The sequence below is a fragment of the Bosea sp. (in: a-proteobacteria) genome (assembly GCA_023910605.1).
Taxonomy (GTDB): domain Bacteria; phylum Pseudomonadota; class Alphaproteobacteria; order Rhizobiales; family Beijerinckiaceae; genus Allobosea.
Window position 1 is genome coordinate 2,425,723 of record JAAVVV010000001.1, and the last position, 19,910, is coordinate 2,445,632.

Below are 19,910 nucleotides of genomic sequence, written 5' to 3' on the forward strand. Positions count from 1 at the left end.
GCTCACACCAGCATGCCCATAGGGTTCTCGATGTACTTCTTGAAGGCCGAGATGGCCTCCGCTCCCAACGCCCCGTCCACTGCGCGGTGATCGGTCGAGAGCGTCACGCTCATGATGGTCGCCACGCCGAGCGTGCCGTCCGGCTTGACGATGGGTCGCTTCTCGCCCGCGCCCACCGCAAGGATGGTGGCATGCGGCGGATTGATGACCGCGCAGAAATCCTTGACGCCGAACATGCCAAGGTTGCTCACGGCGGTCGAGCCGCCCTGATATTCCTCAGGCTTGAGCTTGCGGGTCTTGGCGCGCGCGGCGAGGTCCTTCATCTCGTTGGAGATGGTGGACAGCGTCTTGTGGCAGGCGTCGCGGATGATGGGCGTGATCAGCCCGCCCGGGATCGACACCGCGACGCCGACATCGGCATGCCTGTGCTTGAGCATGGCGTTGTCGGTCCAGCTCGCATTCGCGTCCGGCACCGCCTTCAGCGCCATCGCCCACGCCTTGATGACCATGTCGTTGACTGAAAGCTTGTAGGCCGGCTTGCCGTCGACCGTGGGGGCCGCCGCGTTGATCTGCTCGCGCAGCGCCAGCAACGCATCAAGGTTGCAATCCACCGTGAGATAGAAATGCGGCACGGTCTGCTTGGACTCGGTGAGGCGGCGCGCGATGGTCTTGCGCATGCCGTCATGCGGGATTTCCTCGTAGGAGCCCGGCGCGAACAGCTTCCTGATCGCCTCGTCCGAAGCACCGGCGGCCAAGACCGGCTTCGGCGCCAGCGCAGCCTGCGCTGGCGCTGCCGTAGCTGCGGACTTCGTTTCAGGAGCGGACACGGCCTTCGCGCCGCCGCCGGCCTGCGCCGCCTTCACATCGCGCTCGACCACGCGGCCATGAGGACCGGAGCCTGTGACCCGGCTCAGATCGATGCCGAACTCCTTCGCCATGCGGCGGGCGAGCGGCGACGCGAAAACGCGGGCGCCGCCAGCGCTTGCCGGGGCAGCCGGAATCGTGGCGGCGACGGCCGAGCCGCCAAATCCGCTCTGGGCGGGAGCCGCAGCGGGCGCAGGCGCAGCTGCGGGCGCAGCGAGAGCGGCCTGCCTGGGCGCAGACGCAGCGCCAATTTCCTCGCCCTCGGCGGCGATGACAGCGATCACCGCGTTGACGGCGACATCGGCCGTGCCATCGGGAACCATGATCCTGGCGAGGATGCCTTCATCCACGGCCTCGACCTCCATGGTCGCCTTGTCGGTCTCGATCTCGGCCAGGATGTCGCCAGACTTGATCTTGTCGCCTTCCTTCTTCAACCACTTGGCAAGGTTGCCCTTTTCCATGGTCGGCGAGAGCGCGGGCATGAGGATGTTGATGGCCATGATCCGCGCTCCTCAGCGATAGCACACGGCCTTCACGGCCGCGATGACCTCGCCGACATTCGGCAGGGCAAGCTTTTCGAGATTGGCGGCGTAGGGCATCGGCACATCCTTGCCGGTGACCCGCACCACGGGCGCATCGAGATAATCGAAGGCGCGCTCCATCACGCGCATCGCGATCTCTGCGGTGACGCCCGATTGCGGGAAGCCCTCCTCCACCGCCACGCAGCGGCCGGTCTTCATCACCGATTCCACAACCGTATCGATGTCCATCGGCCGGATGGTGCGCAAATCGATGATCTCGACATCGATGCCGTCCTTCTCCAGCTCGGCTGCGGCCTTGATGCAGTAGGTCATTCCGATGCCGAAGGAGACGAGCGTCGCATCCTTGCCCGGCTTGTGGACCCGGGCCTTGCCGATCGGCACAAGCCAGTTGTCCATCTTCGGCACAGGGAAGGACTGCCCGTAGAGAATCTCGTTCTCAAGGAACACAACCGGGTTCGGATCGCGGATGGCGCTCTTGAGCAAGCCCTTCGCGTCGGCCGCCGTGTAGGGCATCACGACCTTGAGGCCGGGCACGTTGGAATACCAGGCGGCATAATCATGGCTGTGCTGCGCGCCGACGCGGGCGGCAGCGCCGTTCGGGCCGCGGAACACGATGGGGCAGCCCAGCTGGCCGCCCGACATGTAAAGCGTCTTGGCTGCCGAGTTGATGATATGGTCGATCGCCTGCATGGCGAAGTTGAAGGTCATGAACTCGACGATGGGGCGCAGCCCTTCATAGGCCGCGCCGACCGCGATGCCAGCGAAGCCATGCTCGGTGATCGGCGTGTCGACCACGCGCTTGGGGCCGAACTCCTGAAGCAGCCCTTGCGTGACCTTGTACGCGCCCTGGTACTCGGCGACCTCCTCGCCCATCACGAAGACATTGCCGTCGGCGCGCATTTCCTCCGCCATGGCGTCGCGCAAGGCTTCGCGCACGGTGGTCGTGACCATCTCGACCCCTTCCGGGATCTCGGCACTCGCCGCCTGCTTTTCGGTGTTGCGCAGCACGGCAGGCGCAGCCGGCGTGTTGACAGGAGCGACATCCGCGCTGGTCGCGGCGGCGGGAGCCGACGCCTGTCCTTCGGCGTGCATGTCGGGCATGGGCGCAGCCTGCGCGGAAGGCTGGGGCGGGGCCGCCGCCGGCGCGCGCGGTGCGCTCACATCCTCGCCCTCGCCTGCGATCACCGCGATCGGCGTGTTCACCGCCACATTGTCGGTTCCGTCACCGACGAGTATCCGGGCCAGGATGCCTTCATCCACGGCCTCGACCTCCATGGTGGCCTTGTCGGTCTCGATCTCGGCCAGGATGTCTCCCGGCTTGATCTTGTCGCCTTCCTTCTTGAGCCACTTGGCGAGTTTGCCCTGCTCCATTGTGGGCGACAGGGCGGGCATGAGGATGTCGATCGGCATGATGTTGCGCTCGAAACGTCAAGAATTGAAATGGGATAAGCCCGAAAGCTGATTGAGTCTCAGAGGAGGATGTCGGTGTAGAGCTCACTCGGATCGGGCTCGGGATCATGCGTGGCGAACTCGGCGGCGTCGTTGACGACGTCACGGGCCCTGGCGTCGATCGCCTTGAGCTCCTCCTCGGCCACCTTCCACTGGTTGATGAGGCGGGCGCGGACCTGCTCGATCGGATCGTGCTCCTCGCGCATCTTCTGCACCTCATCCTTGGTGCGATATTTCGCCGGGTCGGACATGGAGTGGCCGCGATAGCGGTAGGTCTGCATTTCGAGGATATAGGGGCCCTTGCCCGAGCGCGCGTGCTCCATGGCGCGCTCACCGGCGGCCTTGACCGCGCGGATGTCCATGCCGTCGACCTGCTCGCCGGGAATGTTGAATGAGAGGCCGCGCTTGGAGAAGTCGGTCTGCGCGGAGGCGCGGTTGACCGATGTGCCCATCGCATAGCGGTTGTTCTCGATGATGTAGACCACCGGCAGCTTCCACAGCGCCGCCATGTTGAAGCTCTCGTAGACCTGGCCCTGATTGGCGGCGCCGTCGCCGAAATAGACGAGGCTGACGCTGTTCTCGCCGCGATACCAGTTGGCGAAGCCCAGGCCAGTGCCGAGGGAGACCTGCGCGCCGACGATGCCGTGGCCGCCGAAAAACTTCTTCTCGCGGCTGAACATGTGCATGGAGCCGCCCTTGCCGCGCGAATAGCCGCCGCGGCGTCCGGTCAATTCCGCCAGAACCCCGCGCGATTCCATCCCGCAGGCGAGCATGTGGCCATGGTCGCGGTAGCCGGTGATGACCTGATCGCCCGGCTTCGAGGCCATCTGCATCCCGACGACGACAGCCTCCTGGCCGATATAGAGATGGCAGAATCCGCCGATGAGGCCCATGCCGTACATCTGACCGCTCTTCTCCTCGAAGCGGCGGATCAGCAGCATTTCCTTGTAGCCGTGGAGATCCTCGTCACGCGTCATCTGCGGCACGTTGGGGATCAGCTTGACCGGCGGCTTGGAGCCGGTCCTTGACGCGGCGGGCTTCGCTTTTCGTGCGGCAACGGCCATGGAGTCCTCCTGCGGGCTTCTTGCGGTCAGAATAGGCAACCGCAACGCAGTTGGCGAGAGCAATTATTGAACACAAATACACGTTCAAGTCATTGTTAATGCGAGATAAATCACATTTAACTCGATTTGAGTTAATCAGCGCGTTCGCAACTGTTGTGCACTGCGGCAAGCCTGTTCGCGCACCACGCGCCGGCTAAGGGCCGATGATCACCACATCATTCCGGTGAACCCGCCCCAGCATATGCCGAGCGCGCTCCTCGAGCAGGTCACGATCCACTTCGTCGCGGCGCATGAGGCCAACCCGCGCATCCCACTCGGCGCGCTCCTCGTGCAGATGCCGCAGCTCGGCGGCGAGTTCGGCGATCTGGACGGTCAGTTCCTGGCGCGTGTCGAGCCCGCGCGGGCCATTATGCGCGTGATAGATGAAATAGGCCACGCAGGCGGACGCAGCCACGTAGAAGGCGAGCGGTGCCAGAAAGCGGGACGGACCACGACGGATGACCATGCCAGCACGCTAGACAGCGATGGTTGACGCGCGGTTAAGGATTGCCGGGCGCGGCTCAAAGAGCCCGCAGGTGGCGCATGGCCCGCCCCGGCGTCAACGCCTGAGCCGCCCGCATGATGCCCTCGGAATCGATGCCGAAATGCCTGTAGATTTCGGCGGTCGTGCCGGTCTGGCCGACATGCTCCACGCCGAGCGAGCGGGTGCGGCGCCCGACGACCGTACCCAGCCATGCTTGATGGCTTCGGGCGCCAGAGCGCCGGTGCAGCGGTTGACCCGCCATGCGCCCTCGCCTATCAGCACCGCACGCATGGTGCGAGTTCGTAGCTCAGTCGGTAGAGCACGTGACTTTTAATCATGGGGTCGTGGGTTCGAATCCCACCGAACTCACCATGCGCTCTTGCGTGTCCGCCTCCGCACCCAGATGGAGCACTCCCGCCACATGAAGCCGCTCCTCGTCCTGCTGGTGGCCGTCTTCGCGGGGCTCGTGGCCTATGTGAGGCGGCGCGGCGAATGTCGGGGCGGCGTGATCACGACGGGCGAGGCCGAGCGCCACCAGGGCGCGGCCCTTTCCGCGGCCGCCTGCGATGCAGTGATGAAGGCCGCCGATCAGATAGCCGGACAGGCTGCCGCCATGTTCTCCACGCTGGACCAGTGCAGCGAGCGATTCGAGGCCTGCATCCGCAGCGCCGTGGCCGACGGCTTCACGCCGGCGCCCTCAGGATTCAGCGAGGAGGCATCCGGTTCCACCCTCACGCGGCAGGAGCCGATATACAGTCGCGACAATGCCGGACTGAACTGGAGCCGTTGCTGATGGCTCACACGGTCACCGTCGGTTCGGTCTCCTTCGCCAACCATCTTCCCTTCGCGCTGATTGCGGGCCCTTGCCAGATGGAAAGCCGCGCGCATGCGCTCGAGATGGCCGCGGCGCTCAAGGAGATATGCGCTGGGCTCGGGCTCGGGCTCGTCTTCAAGACCTCCTACGACAAGGCCAACCGCACCAGTGGCGGCGCCGCACGCGGCGTCGGCATGGACGCGGCCCTCCCCGTCTTCGCCGAGATCCGCGAGAGCCTGGGCCTGCCCGTGCTCACCGACGTGCATGAGCGCGATCATTGCGCCATCGTTGCCGAGGCGGTCGACATCCTGCAGATTCCCGCCTTCCTGTGCCGCCAGACCGATCTGCTGGAGGCAGCCGCGCGGACCGGCCGCGTGGTCAACGTCAAGAAGGGCCAGTTCCTCGCGCCCTGGGACATGAAGAATGTCGCAGCCAAGATCACGGGCGCGGGCAACCCGAACGTGATGCTGACCGAGCGCGGCGCCTCCTTCGGCTACAACACGCTGGTCTCGGACATGCGCGCCCTGCCCATCATGGCTGAGCAGACCGGCGCGCCCGTCATCTTCGACGCCACCCATTCAGTGCAGCAACCGGGCGGAAAGGGCGCATCCACCGGCGGCCAACGCGAATTCGTGGCCGTGCTGGCGCGCGCGGCCGTGGCAGTTGGCGTCGCGGGCCTGTTCATAGAGACCCATGAGAACCCCGACGCCGCGCCCTCGGATGGCCCCAACATGGTGCCGCTGAGGGAGATGCCGCAGTTGCTGACGCGCCTTCAGGCCTATGACCGCATCACCAAGGCCGTCGCCTAGATGCCGGCGGCGGCGGAAGCGGCGGCCCTCAAACGCCTGATCTGGGTTCTCGGCGCCGCCGGCTTCGCCAGCACCTTCACCATGCGGCTTCTCGATCCACTGGTGCCGACCCTTGCCGGGGATTTCACACGCACGATCCCCGAGGTCGCGATGATGGCGACTGCTTTTTCGATCAGCTACGCGGTGGGCCAGCCCTTCCTGGGGCCGGTAGCCGATGCGGTCGGCAAGGCGCGGACCATTCTGGTCAGTCTTGCCGCCCTCTCGCTGATGCTGCTCGCCTCGGCCTTCGTCGTGCAGTTCGAGACGCTGTTCATCATCCGGATGCTGATGGGCATCTTCGCGGGCGGCATCATTCCCGTGGCCATGGCGGCAATCGGCGACCGTGCCCCCATGGCCGAGCGCCAGGTGGCGCTGGGCCGCTTCCTCACTGTGATGATCGTGGGGCAGACGGCCGGCGCGGCGGCCTCGGGCTTCATCGCTGATCATCTGGGCTGGCGCGCGGTGATGGTCACGGCGGCCGGTCTTGCAGGGCTTGCCGCCACGCTCGTGCTGGTCGTGCTCAGGCCGCGTTCCGATGCAAGGCGCGAGGCATTGAGCATCGCAGGGGCTTTAGGCCGCTACCGCAACGTCTTCGGCAACCCGCGCACGCTGGTGCTCTATGGCCTCGTCATTGCGGAAGGCGCGCTGATCTTCGGGATCATGCCCTATGTCGCGGCGATCCTCGCCGAACGCGCCGGCGTCGGCCCCACCGAGGCGGGGCTCGCGGTCGGCGGCGCCGGCCTGGGCGGCCTCATCTACGGGTTTACGGTGCGCCAGCTGGTGGCGAGGCTGGGGCCGGTGCGCATGGTCACCCTGGGTGGGCTGTTCATGGCGGCCGCGATCGCGGTCTTCGCCATTCCGTCCCTGCCCTGGTGGACAGCCATCGGCTGCTTCATCGTCCAGGGCTTCGGCTTCTTCCTGATGCACGGCACCTTCCAGGCCCAGGCCACCGAACTTGCGCCCGAAGCGCGCGGCTCTGCCGTGGCGCTGTTCGCCTGCGCCCTTTTCTGCGGCCATGCTCTCGGCCCCGTCATGGTCGGCGCGCTCAAGCTCGCCTATGGCGCAGGCCCGGCGCTGCTGGCCATGGCGCTGGGCATAGGCCTGCTTGGCCTGATAGCCCCGCGCGCATTGCGGCTCTGATAACGGCGGCCGCTCCCGCAACAGCTGGTCAGCGACGCTGGCCCTCGTTGAGCACGACTTCAAGGCGCTGGCTGTATTTCGACATGGCATAGCAGCAGATGAAATACACTGTGGCCGCGTAGACACAGGCCTCCGTCGCGAAGCCGAGCCAGTTCGCGTCGCAGAGCGACGAGGCCGTCAATGCACTGACATTCCAACCAGACCACTCAATGGGGGCCGATCAAGCGCCCGATGCGCCATCGTCAACAAAAATGAAATCCTTTAGGGAGAATGTCCTGCGATGCGCTGGCGCGCCCACGCTGCGCCAACCGGACCTTTCACCTTTGCCGATACGAAAGCCGTAATGCCTGCGAGCCGTCTGCCTACATCGCTGAAAGCCGCCGTCGCTGCCCTGTGCGGGCTCGCGCTCGGCTCGTGCGGCTTCCAGGATTTCAGCGGCCGCTATCCCGGCAAGAGCGATGTGCGTCCCCATCCTGGCGCGGCTGCGGCCCAGGGTTATCCGGTGCACGGCATCGACGTATCCAAATGGCAGGCCGAGATCGACTGGGCAGCCGTGCGCGCGGCCGGCACGCGCTTCGCCTTCATCAAGGCCACCGAGGGCGGCGACCATGAGGACGAGCGCTTCCTCCGGAACTGGGCCGGAGCGAAGGCCGCCGGCATCCCGGTCGGCGCCTATCATTTCGTATTCTGGTGTCGCCCTGCGCACGAGCAGGCCCACTGGTTCGTCCAGCACATTCCGCGCGATCCCGATGCGCTGCCCCCGGTGCTCGATCTCGAATGGAACGGCCACAGCCGCACCTGCCCGCGGAAGGTCCCGCGCGAGGTCGCGCTGGAGAAGGCGCGCGTGATGCTGCGCGAGCTTGAGGCCCATACCGGCAAGGTGCCGATCATCTACACCGACATCACCTTCCACAAGGAGGTGCTTGAGGGTGAGCGGGAGTTCGATCGCTATCCCTTCTGGCTTCGCTCGGTCGCCGCCCGCCCCGAGGAGCGCTACGTCGCCCGCCCCTGGGCGTTCTGGCAGTATACCACCACGGGGCGCATCCCCGGCATTCGTGGGGATGTCGACCGCAACGTCTTCAATGGCACCGATGCGGAGTTCACCGGCTGGCTGCGCGGCGACTACGATATCGCCGCGCGCACCTGGCGGCGCGGCGGGACCCCACCCGCAGCGCCGGCGGGGCCTGCCCGCTCCGCCGCTGCGGCTGCGACAGAGGATTGAGGTCGATGGAGTGCGAGGGGCGCCGCGTTAGGGCTTCATAAACCATGCGCGCAATCCGAGCGGTCGCGTAAACCGCGCCTTTACCATAATAACTCGATCAATCGGGCATCACAGGTGACCCGATCATGTCTGCGTATGCTCCCCGACGGTTCCGCCGCCCAGCCCTGTTCGCATGTCTGGTCACGATGCTGTCGTTCGGCGCGGCCGAGGCGCGCAATCCCTTCCCCAAGAAGAGCGACGCCGAGCCCCATCACGGCGTGCGCGATGCCAAGCGCAAGGTCATCCAGGGCATCGACGTCTCCAAATGGCAGATGGACATCGACTGGGAGCGCGTGAAGGACGCCGGCACGCGCTTCGCCTTCATCAAGGCCACTGAGGGTGGCGACCTGCTTGACCGCAAGTTCCAAGAAAACTGGGTGGAATCACGCGCGGCCGGAGTGCCGCGCGGCGCTTATCACTTCGTATTCTGGTGCCGCCCCGCGCGCGACCAGATAAGGTGGTTCATCCGCAACGTGCCGAAGGAGGCGGACTCGCTGCCCCCCGTGCTCGACGTGGAGTGGAACAACCAGTCGAGCTGCCCGCGCGCGACGCCGGCCGTGGCGCGCCAGAAGATGCGCGAGATGCTGCGCGCCTTCGAGGCCCATTACGGCAAGAAGCCGATCATCTACACCGACATCAACTTCCACGCCGACGTGCTTGAGGACACCACCGAGTTCGACGACTATCCCTTCTGGATACGCTCCACCGCGGCCCGACCCGAGAAGCGCTATCAGAACCGCCCGTGGGAATTCTGGCAATTCACCACCACGGGCCGCGTGCCCGGCATCATGGGCGACGTCGATCGCAACGCCTTCTTCGGCAACGAGAAGCAATTCGTGGACTGGAAGGCCGGGCGATACGACATCGGGGCTCGTCGTCCGCTGAACGCCAATTCCCGGATCGCGCAGCCGGGTCCCGGGATCAACCCGGTGCCCAGGGCACGCCGCGCCTCTGCGGGCACGCTGGTCGGCCCCATGAATCCGAGGCCGCCTGCGCCCGTCCAGCAGGCGGCGCCGCGGCGCCCCCTCCGCGATGTCGGCATAACGGGCAGCCTCTTGATCCGCGAGCGCGCGGATTGATGCATCCTCAGACCCAGCGCCGCACGCGCGCGGCATAATCGCGCCATGCCGACCCGAACCGTGCCTCCAGATGCGCTTCTTCCCGCGTGATGGCCAGCCGCGTAACGGCGAGCATGAAGAGCGGAATCACCAGCCAGTACCAGACCGAGCCGTTGACCAGTCCGAGGCCCGTCAGAAGCACGGACTCGGACAGATAGATCGGGTTGCGCGAGAACGCGAACGGCCCTGTCTCGATGAGCGCATCGGCCCGGCGGTGCGGCAACACCGAAGTCTGGTGCGCCCTGAAGGCCAGAAACGCCCAGCCCATTATGCCCAGCGCCGCCACCGCCACGAACCCGCCAAACAAGCGCAGCATCGGCGCGACATCCAGACTGAGCGGCCAGAGCAAGCGCATCGCGTTGGCGGCCAGCAGCGCCCCGAGAAAGAGGATCGGCGGCCACGGTATGGTGTTGGGACGATCTGCTGGCTCTGCCACGGGATCGCTCCTCAGGGCAGGATACGGATGATCGCCTCGATCTCGACGGTGATGTTGTTGGGCAACGAGCCCATCCCCACCGCCGAGCGGGCATGACGCCCATTCTCGCCCAGCACCTCTACCAGCAAGTCCGAACAGCCGTTGATGACCTTGGGATGGTCACCGAAATCCGGGGTGGCGTTGACCATGCCGAGCAACTTCACCACCTCCACCTTGTCGAGCGAGCCGGCTGCCTGCTTCATGGCGGCGAGCAGGCCCAGGCCCGTCAGCCTTGCGTGGTCATACGCCTGCTGCCAGGTGACATCGGCGCCCACCTTGCCGGTGTGCTGCGATCCGTCAGGCTTGCGCGGTCCCTGCCCCGACAGATAGACGAGCTCGCCCACGCGCTTGAAGCGGACGTAGTTCGCGATCGGCTCGGGCATATCCGGCAGGGTGATCCCAAGCCGCTTGAGGTTGTCTTCCACCGACATGACGGGCTCCTTCAGTTTGTTCTGCGAAAACGGCTGGAGCGGCGCGGATGCCACCATTTGCCCTTCAGCACGACGCCTTCGGAGACGATGCGGCGGTCACCGACAAGGTGTTCGCCCACAACATCGACATAATCAAAGCGGCCCTCACGCACGCTCAGGATCGTCGCATCCCCCAGCGAGCCGGGCTTGAGCGAGCCATATTCCATGCGCTGAAGCGCGACCGCGGCATTCAGGGTGGAGGCCTTGATCACGTCGTTTAGGCTCATGCCCATGCACAGGAACTTCGACATGGTCGTCACCTGATCGAACGCCGGCCCGTCGATGCACACCGTGTGCACGTCGGAGGATATCGTGTCGGGGTGAAATCCGTTGGCCAGCATGGCACGCGCCGTCTTGAAGGCAAAGGAGCCGCCGCCATGGCCGACATCGAACAGCACGCCGCGCTTGCGCGCGTTGAGCACCGCCGCCTTGACGGTGCCCTGCGCCGTGCAGGGCGCATTGGGGAAGGGCCTGAAGCAATGGGTCAGCACATCGCCTGGCCTGAGCCTGTCCACCACCTCGTCATAGGATGGCGGGGGATGATCGATGTGCGCCATCAGCGGCATCCCGACCTGGTCAGCCACCTGAAGCGCAATGTCGAGCGGCGCGATGCCCTGGTCGCCGGATGAGCCGCGGCCGACCCGCACCTTGATGCCGACGATGAGATCACGGTTGGCGTCGGCGACCGCCGCGCAGTCCGCCGGCGCCATGAGCTTGATGTTCTCGCTTTCGCCGACCATCACGGTCTTGGAGAATCCGAAGATGCCTGCAAACGAGACATGCAGGTAGGCGAGGATCCGGGCCTCGCTGCGCTCGATGACATGCCTGCGGAAGCCTGCCCAATTGCCTGGCCCGGCGCTGCCCGTGTCAACCGAGGTCGTGACGCCGGAACTGCGGCAGAACGCGTCCGCATCAATGCCGAGCGACGTGCCGCCATGATAGACATGGGTGTGCAGATCGATGAGCCCTGGCGAGATGATGTAGCCCGACACATCGCGCGCTTCCGTCCCCGGTCCTGCGGGCAGATCCTTGCCGCAGCCCGAAACCTGACCGTCCGTGAAGGCCACGTCGCAGATGGCGTCGAGGTTCTGCGACGGGTCGATCACCCGGCCGCCGCGCAAGATCAGTTGATGCGCCATGCCCAGCCCCTTGTGGATGCCCTCGCACATGTTTGGCTGCGGGCTTCGCAAGGTCAAGCCGCATGGGGGCAGCCCCCGACTGCGCTGCGCGCCGAACGCTCAGCGCGAACGCCTGCCGACATCCTCAGGCTGGATCAGGCCGGCCGACATCACGAGCTTGGCCGCATCCTCCACGCTGATGGCGACCTCGATGACCTCGCGCCGCGGCAGGTAGAAGAAGAAGCCCGTGGTCGGGTTGGGGCTGCACGGCAGGAACACGCCGATATGCTCGTCCGGATCCGGCAGGGCGGCCGAAATCTCCGGCGCCGCTTCCTTGGACAGGAACACAATCGACCACATGCCGCGCGTCGGATACTGCACCAGCCCGACAGTGCGGAAAGTGGAGCCGTTCGCTGTGAAGACCGTGGCGAAGATCTGCTTCATGCCACGGTAAAGCCCGCGCACCACCGGAGTGCGTTCCAGCAGCCCCTCGCCAGCCTCCACAAGGGCTCGTCCGGCGAGATTCGCCGTGAGAAAGCCCAGCAGAGTGAGGCCCACGAGCGCGACCAGAAGGCCAAAGCCGGGAATCGCGAAGGGAAGATAGCTCTCGGGCAGATAGCTGGCCGGAATCAGCGGCTTCACCCAGCCGTCGATCAGAGTGATCACCCACCACACCACAGCGGTGGTGATGGTGAGCGGGCCGGCAATGACGACGCCGGTCAGAAAATAGCGGCGCAGGCGCGCGCTCAGGCGCTGCCCGCGCGAGGCATCCGGTTCCGGGGCTTCGGCCGGCGCGCCAAGCTCGCGCAGGTCGGGGCGATGGTCCATAGTCTGGCGGCGTCCTGTTGACGGTTCAGGGCTGCAAGCATGGCATGAATCGCAGCGCAGGCGCTGCATTTTTTGCGTGTGCGAAGGCGAGCGCCCCCGGCGAAGCGCGACGCGGCGTCTGGCGCCGTCGTTACTCCCGCAAAAGGCTCACTCGACGGTGACGGACTTGGCCAGATTGCGCGGCTGATCCACATCTTTGCCCATCACCAGCGCCGTGTGGTAGGCGATCAGCTGAACCGGGATGGCGTAAACTATCGCCGAAAAGGTCGGCGACATCGTCGGCATGACGATCGTCGCTTCGGTCTGGATCGTGGTTTCGGCCGCGCCCTTCTCGTCCGTGATCAGGATGATGCGGCCGCCGCGCGCTGCGACCTCATGCATGTTCGAGGCTGTCTTCTCGAACAGATGATCATGCGGCGCCACCACGATCACCGGCATCTCCTCGTCGATCAGCGCGATGGGGCCGTGCTTGAGTTCGCCCGCAGCATAGCCTTCTGCGTGAATGTAGGAGATTTCCTTGAGCTTGAGCGCCCCTTCCAGCGCCAGCGGAAAGCTGGTGCCGCGCCCGAGATAAAGCACGTCGCGCGCCTTGCTCAGCTTGTGGGCAAGGCGCTCTATCTGCACCTCGCTCTTGAGCGCCTGCGTCATCAGGCCCGGCAGCCTGATCAATTCGTGCACCAGTTCGCTCTCGCGTTCAGGGGTGATCGCGCCCCGCATCCGGCCGGCCGCGATGGCGATGCTGGCAAGCGTGACCAGCTTGCAGGTGAAGGCCTTGGTCGAGGCGACGCCGATCTCGGGGCCTGCCGTGATCGGAGCAACGATGTGGCTTTCCCGCGCGATGGTCGAGGTCGGGACATTGACCACAGACAGAATCGTCTGGTTCTGGCTTTTCGCGTAACGCAGTGAAGCCAGTGTGTCGGCGGTCTCTCCGGACTGCGAGAGGAACATCGCGATGCCGTTCTTGGCCAGGAGCGGCGGCTCGCGGTAACGGAACTCGGAGGCGACATCAATGTCGGTTGGAACCCGCGCGATGCTCTCGAACCAATAGCGGGCGGTCAGGCCAGCCAGGTAGGCCGTGCCACACGCCGACATGGACAGGCGCTCCACCTTGGCCCAGTCGAGCGGCTGCTCGAAAGGCAGCTTCACCTTGGCCGACACCATGTCGAGATAGGTGGTCAGCGTATGGGTGATGACTTCGGGCTGCTCATGGATTTCCTTCGCCATGAAGTGGCGGTGGTTGCCCTTGTCGACGAGAGCCGCGCCGGCCGCGACCACCTGCGCCGCGCGGTGCACGACCTGGCCATCGACATTGCGGAACTCGACGGAGTTGCGGTGGAGAATGGCCCAGTCGCCGTCTTCCAGGTATGCGATCATGTTCGTGAAAGGCGCGAGCGCAAATGCATCCGACCCCAGATACATTTCGCCGTTGCCGATGCCGACCGCGAGCGGAGGTCCGTTGCGCGCGCCGATCAGCAGGTCTTCCTCGCCCGAGAACAGGAAGGCCAGCGCGAAGGCGCCGCGCAACCGCGGCAGGACGGCGGCGACCGCGGCGACCGGCTTGGACCCGCGGTTGATCTCGCGCGTCACCAGATGCGCGACGACCTCGGTGTCGGTCTCGGACTCGAAGCGGAAGCCCTCCGCCTCGAGTTCGGCCCGGAACTCGGCGAAGTTCTCGATGATGCCGTTGTGGACCACCGCAAGCTTGTCGGTGGCGTGGGGGTGGGCGTTCGGCACACTGGGCCGGCCATGGGTGGCCCAACGAGTATGGCCGATGCCGACCAGGCCAGCCAGCGGCCGCTTGGAAAGCTCGACCTCGAGGTTGCGCAGCTTGCCCTCGGCGCGGCGGCGGGTGAGTTGCCCATTCTCCAGCGTGGCGACGCCTGCGGAATCATAGCCCCGATACTCGAGCCGCCGCAGGGCCTCGACCACATCGAGAGCCACGGGAGTCTTGCCCAGAATGCCAACTATGCCACACATCGCTTCGTCCGCCCCTTCTTGGTCAACGCCTTCGCGCCGGCTTCGCAGCCAGCTTCCCCGATAGCGGCTCCGCTCAAGGCGCACCAATCACTTTGGATGACCAACTATGAAAAAAGCCTGCGATTCGGCTGCAACCCGGCTGGTTCAGCCCTTCTTTTCGGCCTTCTTGCGCGCGCGGAAGGCAGCCGCCCAGCCCGGATAGCTCGATTGCCGCGCCCGCGCGACCGTCAGCGAGCCGGGCTCCACATCCTTGGTGACCACCGAACCTGACCCGATGTAGGCCCCCTCGCCGATCGTCACTGGCGCGACCAGTGACGAATTGGAGCCGACGAAAGCACCATCGCCGATCACGGTCCTGAACTTCGCGTAGCCGTCGTAATTGCAGGTTATTGTGCCGGCCCCGATATTGGCGTCGGCTCCCACAGAGGCATCGCCGATATAGGTGAGATGGCTGACCTTGGCGCCCTTGCCGAGCGTCGAGGCCTTGATCTCGACGAAATTGCCGACCTTGGCCTTTTCGCCAAGCTGTGCGCCGGGGCGCAGCCTGGCGAAGGGTCCTACGCTGGCGCGCGGACCTACATGCGCTCCTTCCAGATGCGAGAAGGCATGGATGACGCCGCCCTCTTCGATGACCACGCCGGGGCCGAACCAGACGTTGGGCTCGATGGTCACGTCGCGCGCAATCCTGGTGTCGTGATGCAGGAACACGGTGGCGGGATCGATCATCGTCACGCCGGCGCGCATCGCGCGCTCACGCAGCCTTGCCTGTAGCGCGGCCTCGGCGCGGGCGAGTTGAACCCGATCGTTGACGCCCTGCACCTCGGCCTCCGGCGCGGTCAGCACGGCGGCGCGCAGCCCCAGCGCCCTGGCGATGGCGGGAGCATCCGTGAGGTAGTATTCGCGCTGCGCGTTGGCGTTGCCGATCCGCGACAGGATATCGAGCGCGCGTCGTCCATCGAGCGCGATCAGCCCGGCATTGCACAAGGTCAGCGCGCGCTGCTCGGCAGTGGCGTCCTTGTGCTCCACAATGGCCGCGAGCGCGCCATCCCCGGCAAGGATCATCCGGCCATAGCCGGTCGGGTCCTCAGCCTCGAAGGCAAGCGCCACCACTGCAACGCCGGCATCAAGCGCGCCGCGCATGGCAAGAAAGGTCGCGCCCGTCAGCAGCGGCGTGTCGGCGAAGGCGACGACCACCTCGTCGTAGCCTTGCTCGATCGCCTCGCGCGCGGCGAGCACGGCATGGGCCGTGCCCAGCCGCTCCCGCTGCTCGAAGATGCGGGCCCCGGGCAGGACCGCGCGCGCCTCGGCGGCGACATCGTCGCGGCCTGGCCCCACCACCACGGCAATCTCGCTGGCTCCGGCCTCAAGCACAGCGCTCATGACATGCCCCAGCATGCTGCGCCCGGCCAGCGGGTGCATCACCTTCGGCAGCGCCGATTTCATGCGTGTGCCCTCGCCTGCCGCAAGCACGATGGCGAGGCACCTGCGGCCGGAGCTGATAGCGGCGATCATAATGCTGCCTTGTGTATCGGTTTGATGGGCGGGGTCGAAAGGCGCGGTCCGAAGGCCCGGACTGGGTCCGGCACGCTCGGGCGCGGAATCACTATCCTACGGGCTGCCCGATTTCAAACACGGCTGGCGCGTGGCACAAAGCGTGCTAAGAGCGCTCGCGGCCAACCTCGACCTTTCGTTTTGGCACCACTCCAGCTGGGCAATGAGCATCTTTCTCACGCGGCGAGATTTCCTGGCGGGCAGCGCCGCCCTTGGCGCGGTCGTGGCATATCCTGCCGCGGCCCAGCAGAACGGCAATGCCGGTTTTCCAGGGCCCATCGGCGATGGACAGCGCTTCGAGCCGGGCCTTGTCGTCGAACTGGCGCGGGCCTTGGCCCGCCGGCCCATGGCGCCGTCACCGTCCGAATTGCCCGACGGTCTTGGCGCACTGCCGCTCGATGTGCTGGGCAGCATCCGCATGCAACCCCAGCGCATGATCTGGGCCGGAGAGCAGCGCGGCTTCACGATCGAGCCGCTGCATCGCGGGGCTGTTTTCAGCAATCAGGTCAGCATCTTCGTCGTCGAGGACGGTGCCATTCGCCGCATCGCCTTCGACAAGGGCAGCTTCGATTACGGTCGGGCGCCGATCCCGGCCACCGGCAACGACCTCGGCTTTTCCGGCTTTCGCCTGCATTTCGGCAGTGACCGGCTGCAGGAGGCCGCCGTCTTTCAGGGGGCGACCTTCTTCCGCGCCATTGCGCGCGGCCAGATGTTCGGCGCCATCGCCCGCACGCTGGTGCTCAGGCCCGGCGAGCAGCGCGGTGAAGAGGTGCCGTATTTCCGCGGCTTCTGGATCGAACGCCCCGGGCCGGCCGCCAACGCCATCGTGATCCATGCCCTGATCGATTCCGAAAGCGCCACCGCCGCCGCAAGGATGACGGTCCGCCCCGGCGACATGTCCATCAATGATGTGGAGCTCACGCTGTTTGCCCGCGTCCAGCTCGAAAATGTCGGCTTCGGCGGCATGATGGGCAACTTCCTGTTTGCCCCCCAGCGCCGCCGCATTTTTGATGATGTTCGCCCCGCCGTGCATGAGGTTTCGGGCCTGCAGCTGCGCACCGGCGCGGATGAATGGCTCTATCGGCCGCTCAACAACCCCGAGCAGCTCCAGATTTCCGCCTTCGTCGACAATAACCCGCGTGGTTTCGGCCTCGTGCAGCGCGAGCGCGACTACATTGCCTTCCAGGACGACGAGCAGCGCTTCGAACTGCGCCCCTCCATCTGGGTCGAGCCTCTGGGCGATTGGGGCGCGGGATCGGTGCAGTTGCTGGAAGTGCCGACCGATTCCGATCTCAATGACAACATCATCGCCCACTGGCGCCCCCGCCAGCCGATCGCGGCCGGCTCGGAGACGACCGTTTCCTATCGCCAGTTCTGGTGCTGGCAGCCGCCCGAGACGCCGCCTGTCGCCATGGTGCGCGCCGTGCGGCAGGGGCGCGGTTCGCAGGGCCGCCGCCGGCGCTTCCTGGTGGACTTCGCGGCCGACGCCCTCGCCGATCCCGCATTGGCGCAGTCCGTCAAGATCAACCTGGGCGCCACGCCCGGTGCCATCCACGGCGTGAGGCTCTGGGCCTATCCGGGCCGCAAGACCTTGCGGGTCGCCTTCGAGCTTGATCCTGGCGCGGAGAACGCCAGCGAGCTTCGGCTTCAGCTCGAGACGCAAGGCCGCCCCCTTTCCGAGACATGGCTCTACCGATGGACACCGTGAGCCCAGGCGCCGCCGCGGCGGCGCTCGCAGAGCCTCCTGTGCCGGCAGAGGCCCGCCTCGACATGCCGACCCAGTCGCTGCGCCGATGGAGCCGGAGCGAGGAACGCCGGCGCGCCCGCCCTGGCGCCTGGCGCACGCCCTGGCTCCCGCGCCTGTTCGTGTTCGGCGGCGCGCTTGCGCTGACGCTCTACGGCGCGCGCGAGATGTATGAGGTCGTGTCGGTCAGCCGCACGACCGTGCTGCAATATCTGCTTCTGGCGCTGTTCACCGTGAATTTCTCCTGGATCGCGCTGGCCTTCACCTCGGCGATCCTTGGCTTCATCACGCTGACGGTCAGGCCCAACCCCACGCCGCGCGCGGTTAGCCTTTCGCAGCGCACCGTCATCGTCATGCCAATCTATAATGAATCGACGGCGCGCACCTTCGCGGCGGTGGCGGCGATCCGCGAGTCGGTGGACGCGACGGGTCTGGGCGCGCACTTCGACTATTTCATCCTCTCCGACACCACCAACCCGGACATCTGGGTGGCGGAGGAGCGCGCCTTTCTGGCGCTGCGGGAGCGTTTGGGTCCCGACCACCGGCTCTACTATCGCCACCGGGCGAAGAACCATCATCGCAAGGCCGGCAACATCGCCGATTTCGTCACGCGCTGGGGCGGCCGTTACGAGCACATGGTCGTGCTCGATGCCGATAGCCTGATGACCGGCACCTGCATCGTGCGGCTGGCCGCGGCGATGGAGGCCGATCCCGATGCCGGCATCATCCAGTCTCTGCCGCTCATCATCAACCGCAACACGCTGTTCGCGCGGCTCCAGCAATTCGCCGCCCGCGTCTATGGCCCCGTCATAGCCACGGGCCTCGCGCAATGGTCTGGCCGCGATTGCAATTACTGGGGCCACAACGCCGTCATACGCACGGCCGCCTTCGCGGCGCATTGCGGATTGCCCGACCTCAAGGGCAAGCCCCCGTTTGGTGGCCACATCCTGAGCCATGACTTCGTCGAGGCGGCGCTGATCCGCCGGGCAGGCTGGGCAGTCTACATGCTGCCCGACCTGCACGGCTCCTATGAGGAAAGCCCGCCCTCGCTCATCGACCTTTCGGCCCGGGACAGGCGCTGGTGCCAGGGCAATCTCCAGCACGGCCGCGTAATGTTCGCGGCGGGGCTGAGATGGCCGACGCGGCAGCATTTCGCCACGGGCATCATGTCCTACATGGCCTCGCCCTTCTGGCTCATGCAGCTCGTGGTCGGCATCGCGCTGGTGCTTCAGGTGCAGTATGCGCGCCCCGAGTACTTCACCAACGAGTTCACGCTGGTCCCCGTCTGGCCGCGCTTCGACCCGGAGCGGTCGCTGGCCCTGTTCGGCCTGACCATGGCCATCCTGCTGGCGCCCAAGCTCTTCGGCTTTCTGCTGACGCTCGTGAACAATGCTGAGCGCCGCGCCTGCGGCGGCGGCATCAGGCTGACCATTTCCGCCATCCTGGAGATCTTCATGTCGGCGCTGCTCGCGCCCATCATGATGGTGATCCAGTCCGGCTCCGTGTTCCAGATCATCGCCGGCCGCGACACAGGCTGGAACCCGCAGCGGCGTGACGATGGCTCCATCCCCTTCGCAGACATCGTGCGGCGGCACCGCATGCATACCGTGCTTGGCGTGTTCACGGGCGTCGTCGCCTTCATGATCGCGACATCGCTCTTCGCCTGGATGTCGCCCACGATCCTCGGGTTGCTGCTGGCGATACCGCTCTCATGGGCCAGCGGCCAGCTGGCGATCGGGCTTTGGCTCAAGCGCCGCGGCCTGCTGCTGACGCCCGAGGAAGGCGCGCCGCCCGCCATCGCGACGCGCGCCAACGCCCTGCAACAGGAGTTCGCCCGGCAGCGCTTCGACGATGCCGACGGGCTGCTGGCGCTTCATCAGAACCCGGAGCTGATGGAAGCGCATGCCGCGATGCTGCCGGCCATGAGCCCGCGTCAACGGGGCCAGATCGAGGCCGACAGGGCAGTGGCGCAGGCCAAGCTGGTCGACGCCGCCTCGATCGACGAAGCCATGGCGTGGCTCAAGCCCAGGGAGCGCATGGTGGTTCTGCACGACCGCGCCTTGCTATTCCTGCTCGGGCAGCTGGGCGCGCCGAGCACGGCGGCAAAGCTCGCGGCGGAGTGAC

19 protein-coding genes and 1 tRNA gene are annotated in these 19,910 nt (G+C 66.1%); 8 read left to right on the plus strand and 12 right to left on the minus strand.

Annotation, left to right across the window (positions count from 1 at the left end):
* Positions 1–2: 2 nt before the first annotated feature.
* The 5 genes from HEQ16_11660 to HEQ16_11680 form a co-directional block, all read right to left on the minus strand.
* On the minus strand, positions 3–1,364 hold the full coding sequence (locus tag HEQ16_11660) for a pyruvate dehydrogenase complex dihydrolipoamide acetyltransferase (protein MCO4054682.1): 1,362 nt from the start codon (positions 1,362–1,364) through the stop codon (positions 3–5).
* 12 nt (positions 1,365–1,376) lie between these two features.
* Positions 1,377–2,816 (minus strand): pyruvate dehydrogenase complex E1 component subunit beta, encoded by a 1,440-nt coding sequence (locus HEQ16_11665; GenBank protein MCO4054683.1) that lies wholly within the window; start codon positions 2,814–2,816, stop codon positions 1,377–1,379.
* 59 nt (positions 2,817–2,875) lie between these two features.
* Positions 2,876–3,919, minus strand: coding sequence for a pyruvate dehydrogenase (acetyl-transferring) E1 component subunit alpha (gene pdhA, locus HEQ16_11670; GenBank protein MCO4054684.1), 1,044 nt, complete (start codon positions 3,917–3,919; stop codon positions 2,876–2,878).
* A gap of 193 nt (positions 3,920–4,112) precedes the next feature.
* On the minus strand, positions 4,113–4,424 hold the full coding sequence (locus HEQ16_11675) for a septum formation initiator family protein (protein ID MCO4054685.1): 312 nt from the start codon (positions 4,422–4,424) through the stop codon (positions 4,113–4,115).
* Positions 4,425–4,479: 55 nt separating this feature from the next.
* Positions 4,480–4,704, minus strand: coding sequence for a hypothetical protein (locus tag HEQ16_11680; protein MCO4054686.1), 225 nt, complete (start codon positions 4,702–4,704; stop codon positions 4,480–4,482).
* A gap of 34 nt (positions 4,705–4,738) precedes the next feature.
* Here HEQ16_11680 and HEQ16_11685 point away from each other — a divergent pair.
* The 4 genes from HEQ16_11685 to HEQ16_11700 all read left to right on the plus strand — a co-directional run bounded on the left by HEQ16_11685 (position 4,739) and on the right by HEQ16_11700 (position 7,244).
* A tRNA-Lys gene (locus tag HEQ16_11685) sits at positions 4,739–4,814 on the plus strand.
* A gap of 49 nt (positions 4,815–4,863) precedes the next feature.
* Entirely contained in the window at positions 4,864–5,235 is a 372-nt protein-coding gene (locus HEQ16_11690) for a hypothetical protein (protein ID MCO4054687.1), read from the plus strand.
* Positions 5,235–6,065: a 3-deoxy-8-phosphooctulonate synthase gene (gene kdsA, locus HEQ16_11695; protein MCO4054688.1), complete on the plus strand. Its 831-nt coding sequence runs from the start codon at positions 5,235–5,237 to the stop codon at positions 6,063–6,065. Before HEQ16_11690 ends, kdsA begins: the two co-directional genes overlap by 1 nt.
* Positions 6,066–7,244: an MFS transporter gene (locus tag HEQ16_11700; GenBank protein ID MCO4054689.1), complete on the plus strand. Its 1,179-nt coding sequence runs from the start codon at positions 6,066–6,068 to the stop codon at positions 7,242–7,244.
* Between the two features lie 28 nt (positions 7,245–7,272).
* Here the strand turns inward: HEQ16_11700 and HEQ16_11705 are convergent, their stop codons facing one another.
* Entirely contained in the window at positions 7,273–7,425 is a 153-nt protein-coding gene (locus HEQ16_11705; GenBank protein ID MCO4054690.1) for a hypothetical protein, read from the minus strand.
* A gap of 162 nt (positions 7,426–7,587) precedes the next feature.
* Between HEQ16_11705 and HEQ16_11710 the strand changes: the two genes are divergently transcribed.
* Both HEQ16_11710 and HEQ16_11715 read left to right on the plus strand, forming a co-directional pair.
* Positions 7,588–8,466 (plus strand): glycoside hydrolase family 25 protein, encoded by an 879-nt coding sequence (locus HEQ16_11710; protein ID MCO4054691.1) that lies wholly within the window; start codon positions 7,588–7,590, stop codon positions 8,464–8,466.
* Between the two features lie 125 nt (positions 8,467–8,591).
* The gene (locus HEQ16_11715; GenBank protein MCO4054692.1) at positions 8,592–9,584 is read left to right on the plus strand and encodes a glycoside hydrolase family 25 protein; all 993 of its coding nucleotides are present in this window, start codon (positions 8,592–8,594) and stop codon (positions 9,582–9,584) included.
* A 7-nt stretch (positions 9,585–9,591) separates the two neighbouring features.
* On the opposite strand, the gene HEQ16_11720 is transcribed toward HEQ16_11715, so the two are convergent.
* The 6 genes from HEQ16_11720 to glmU form a co-directional block, all read right to left on the minus strand.
* Complete coding sequence (locus tag HEQ16_11720) at positions 9,592–10,059, minus strand: isoprenylcysteine carboxylmethyltransferase family protein (GenBank protein MCO4054693.1); 468 nt, start codon at positions 10,057–10,059, stop codon at positions 9,592–9,594.
* A gap of 11 nt (positions 10,060–10,070) precedes the next feature.
* The gene (locus HEQ16_11725) at positions 10,071–10,529 is read right to left on the minus strand and encodes a RidA family protein (protein MCO4054694.1); all 459 of its coding nucleotides are present in this window, start codon (positions 10,527–10,529) and stop codon (positions 10,071–10,073) included.
* A gap of 11 nt (positions 10,530–10,540) precedes the next feature.
* The gene (locus HEQ16_11730) at positions 10,541–11,707 is read right to left on the minus strand and encodes an amidohydrolase/deacetylase family metallohydrolase (protein ID MCO4054695.1); all 1,167 of its coding nucleotides are present in this window, start codon (positions 11,705–11,707) and stop codon (positions 10,541–10,543) included.
* Positions 11,708–11,806: 99 nt separating this feature from the next.
* Complete coding sequence (locus HEQ16_11735) at positions 11,807–12,514, minus strand: DUF502 domain-containing protein (protein MCO4054696.1); 708 nt, start codon at positions 12,512–12,514, stop codon at positions 11,807–11,809.
* Positions 12,515–12,661: 147 nt separating this feature from the next.
* Positions 12,662–14,491: a glutamine--fructose-6-phosphate transaminase (isomerizing) gene (gene glmS / locus HEQ16_11740; GenBank protein MCO4054697.1), complete on the minus strand. Its 1,830-nt coding sequence runs from the start codon at positions 14,489–14,491 to the stop codon at positions 12,662–12,664.
* A 144-nt stretch (positions 14,492–14,635) separates the two neighbouring features.
* A complete protein-coding gene (glmU, locus tag HEQ16_11745) occupies positions 14,636–16,003 on the minus strand; it encodes a bifunctional UDP-N-acetylglucosamine diphosphorylase/glucosamine-1-phosphate N-acetyltransferase GlmU (GenBank protein ID MCO4054698.1) in 1,368 nt (455 codons plus the stop codon).
* A 316-nt stretch (positions 16,004–16,319) separates the two neighbouring features.
* Here glmU and HEQ16_11750 point away from each other — a divergent pair, with 316 nt between their 5' ends.
* Both HEQ16_11750 and mdoH read left to right on the plus strand, forming a co-directional pair.
* Positions 16,320–17,750 (plus strand): glucan biosynthesis protein, encoded by a 1,431-nt coding sequence (locus HEQ16_11750; GenBank protein ID MCO4054699.1) that lies wholly within the window; start codon positions 16,320–16,322, stop codon positions 17,748–17,750.
* Positions 17,738–19,909, plus strand: coding sequence for a glucans biosynthesis glucosyltransferase MdoH (mdoH, locus tag HEQ16_11755; GenBank protein ID MCO4054700.1), 2,172 nt, complete (start codon positions 17,738–17,740; stop codon positions 19,907–19,909). The genes HEQ16_11750 and mdoH overlap by 13 nt, the downstream gene beginning before the upstream one ends.
* Position 19,910: the final 1 nt, after the last annotated feature.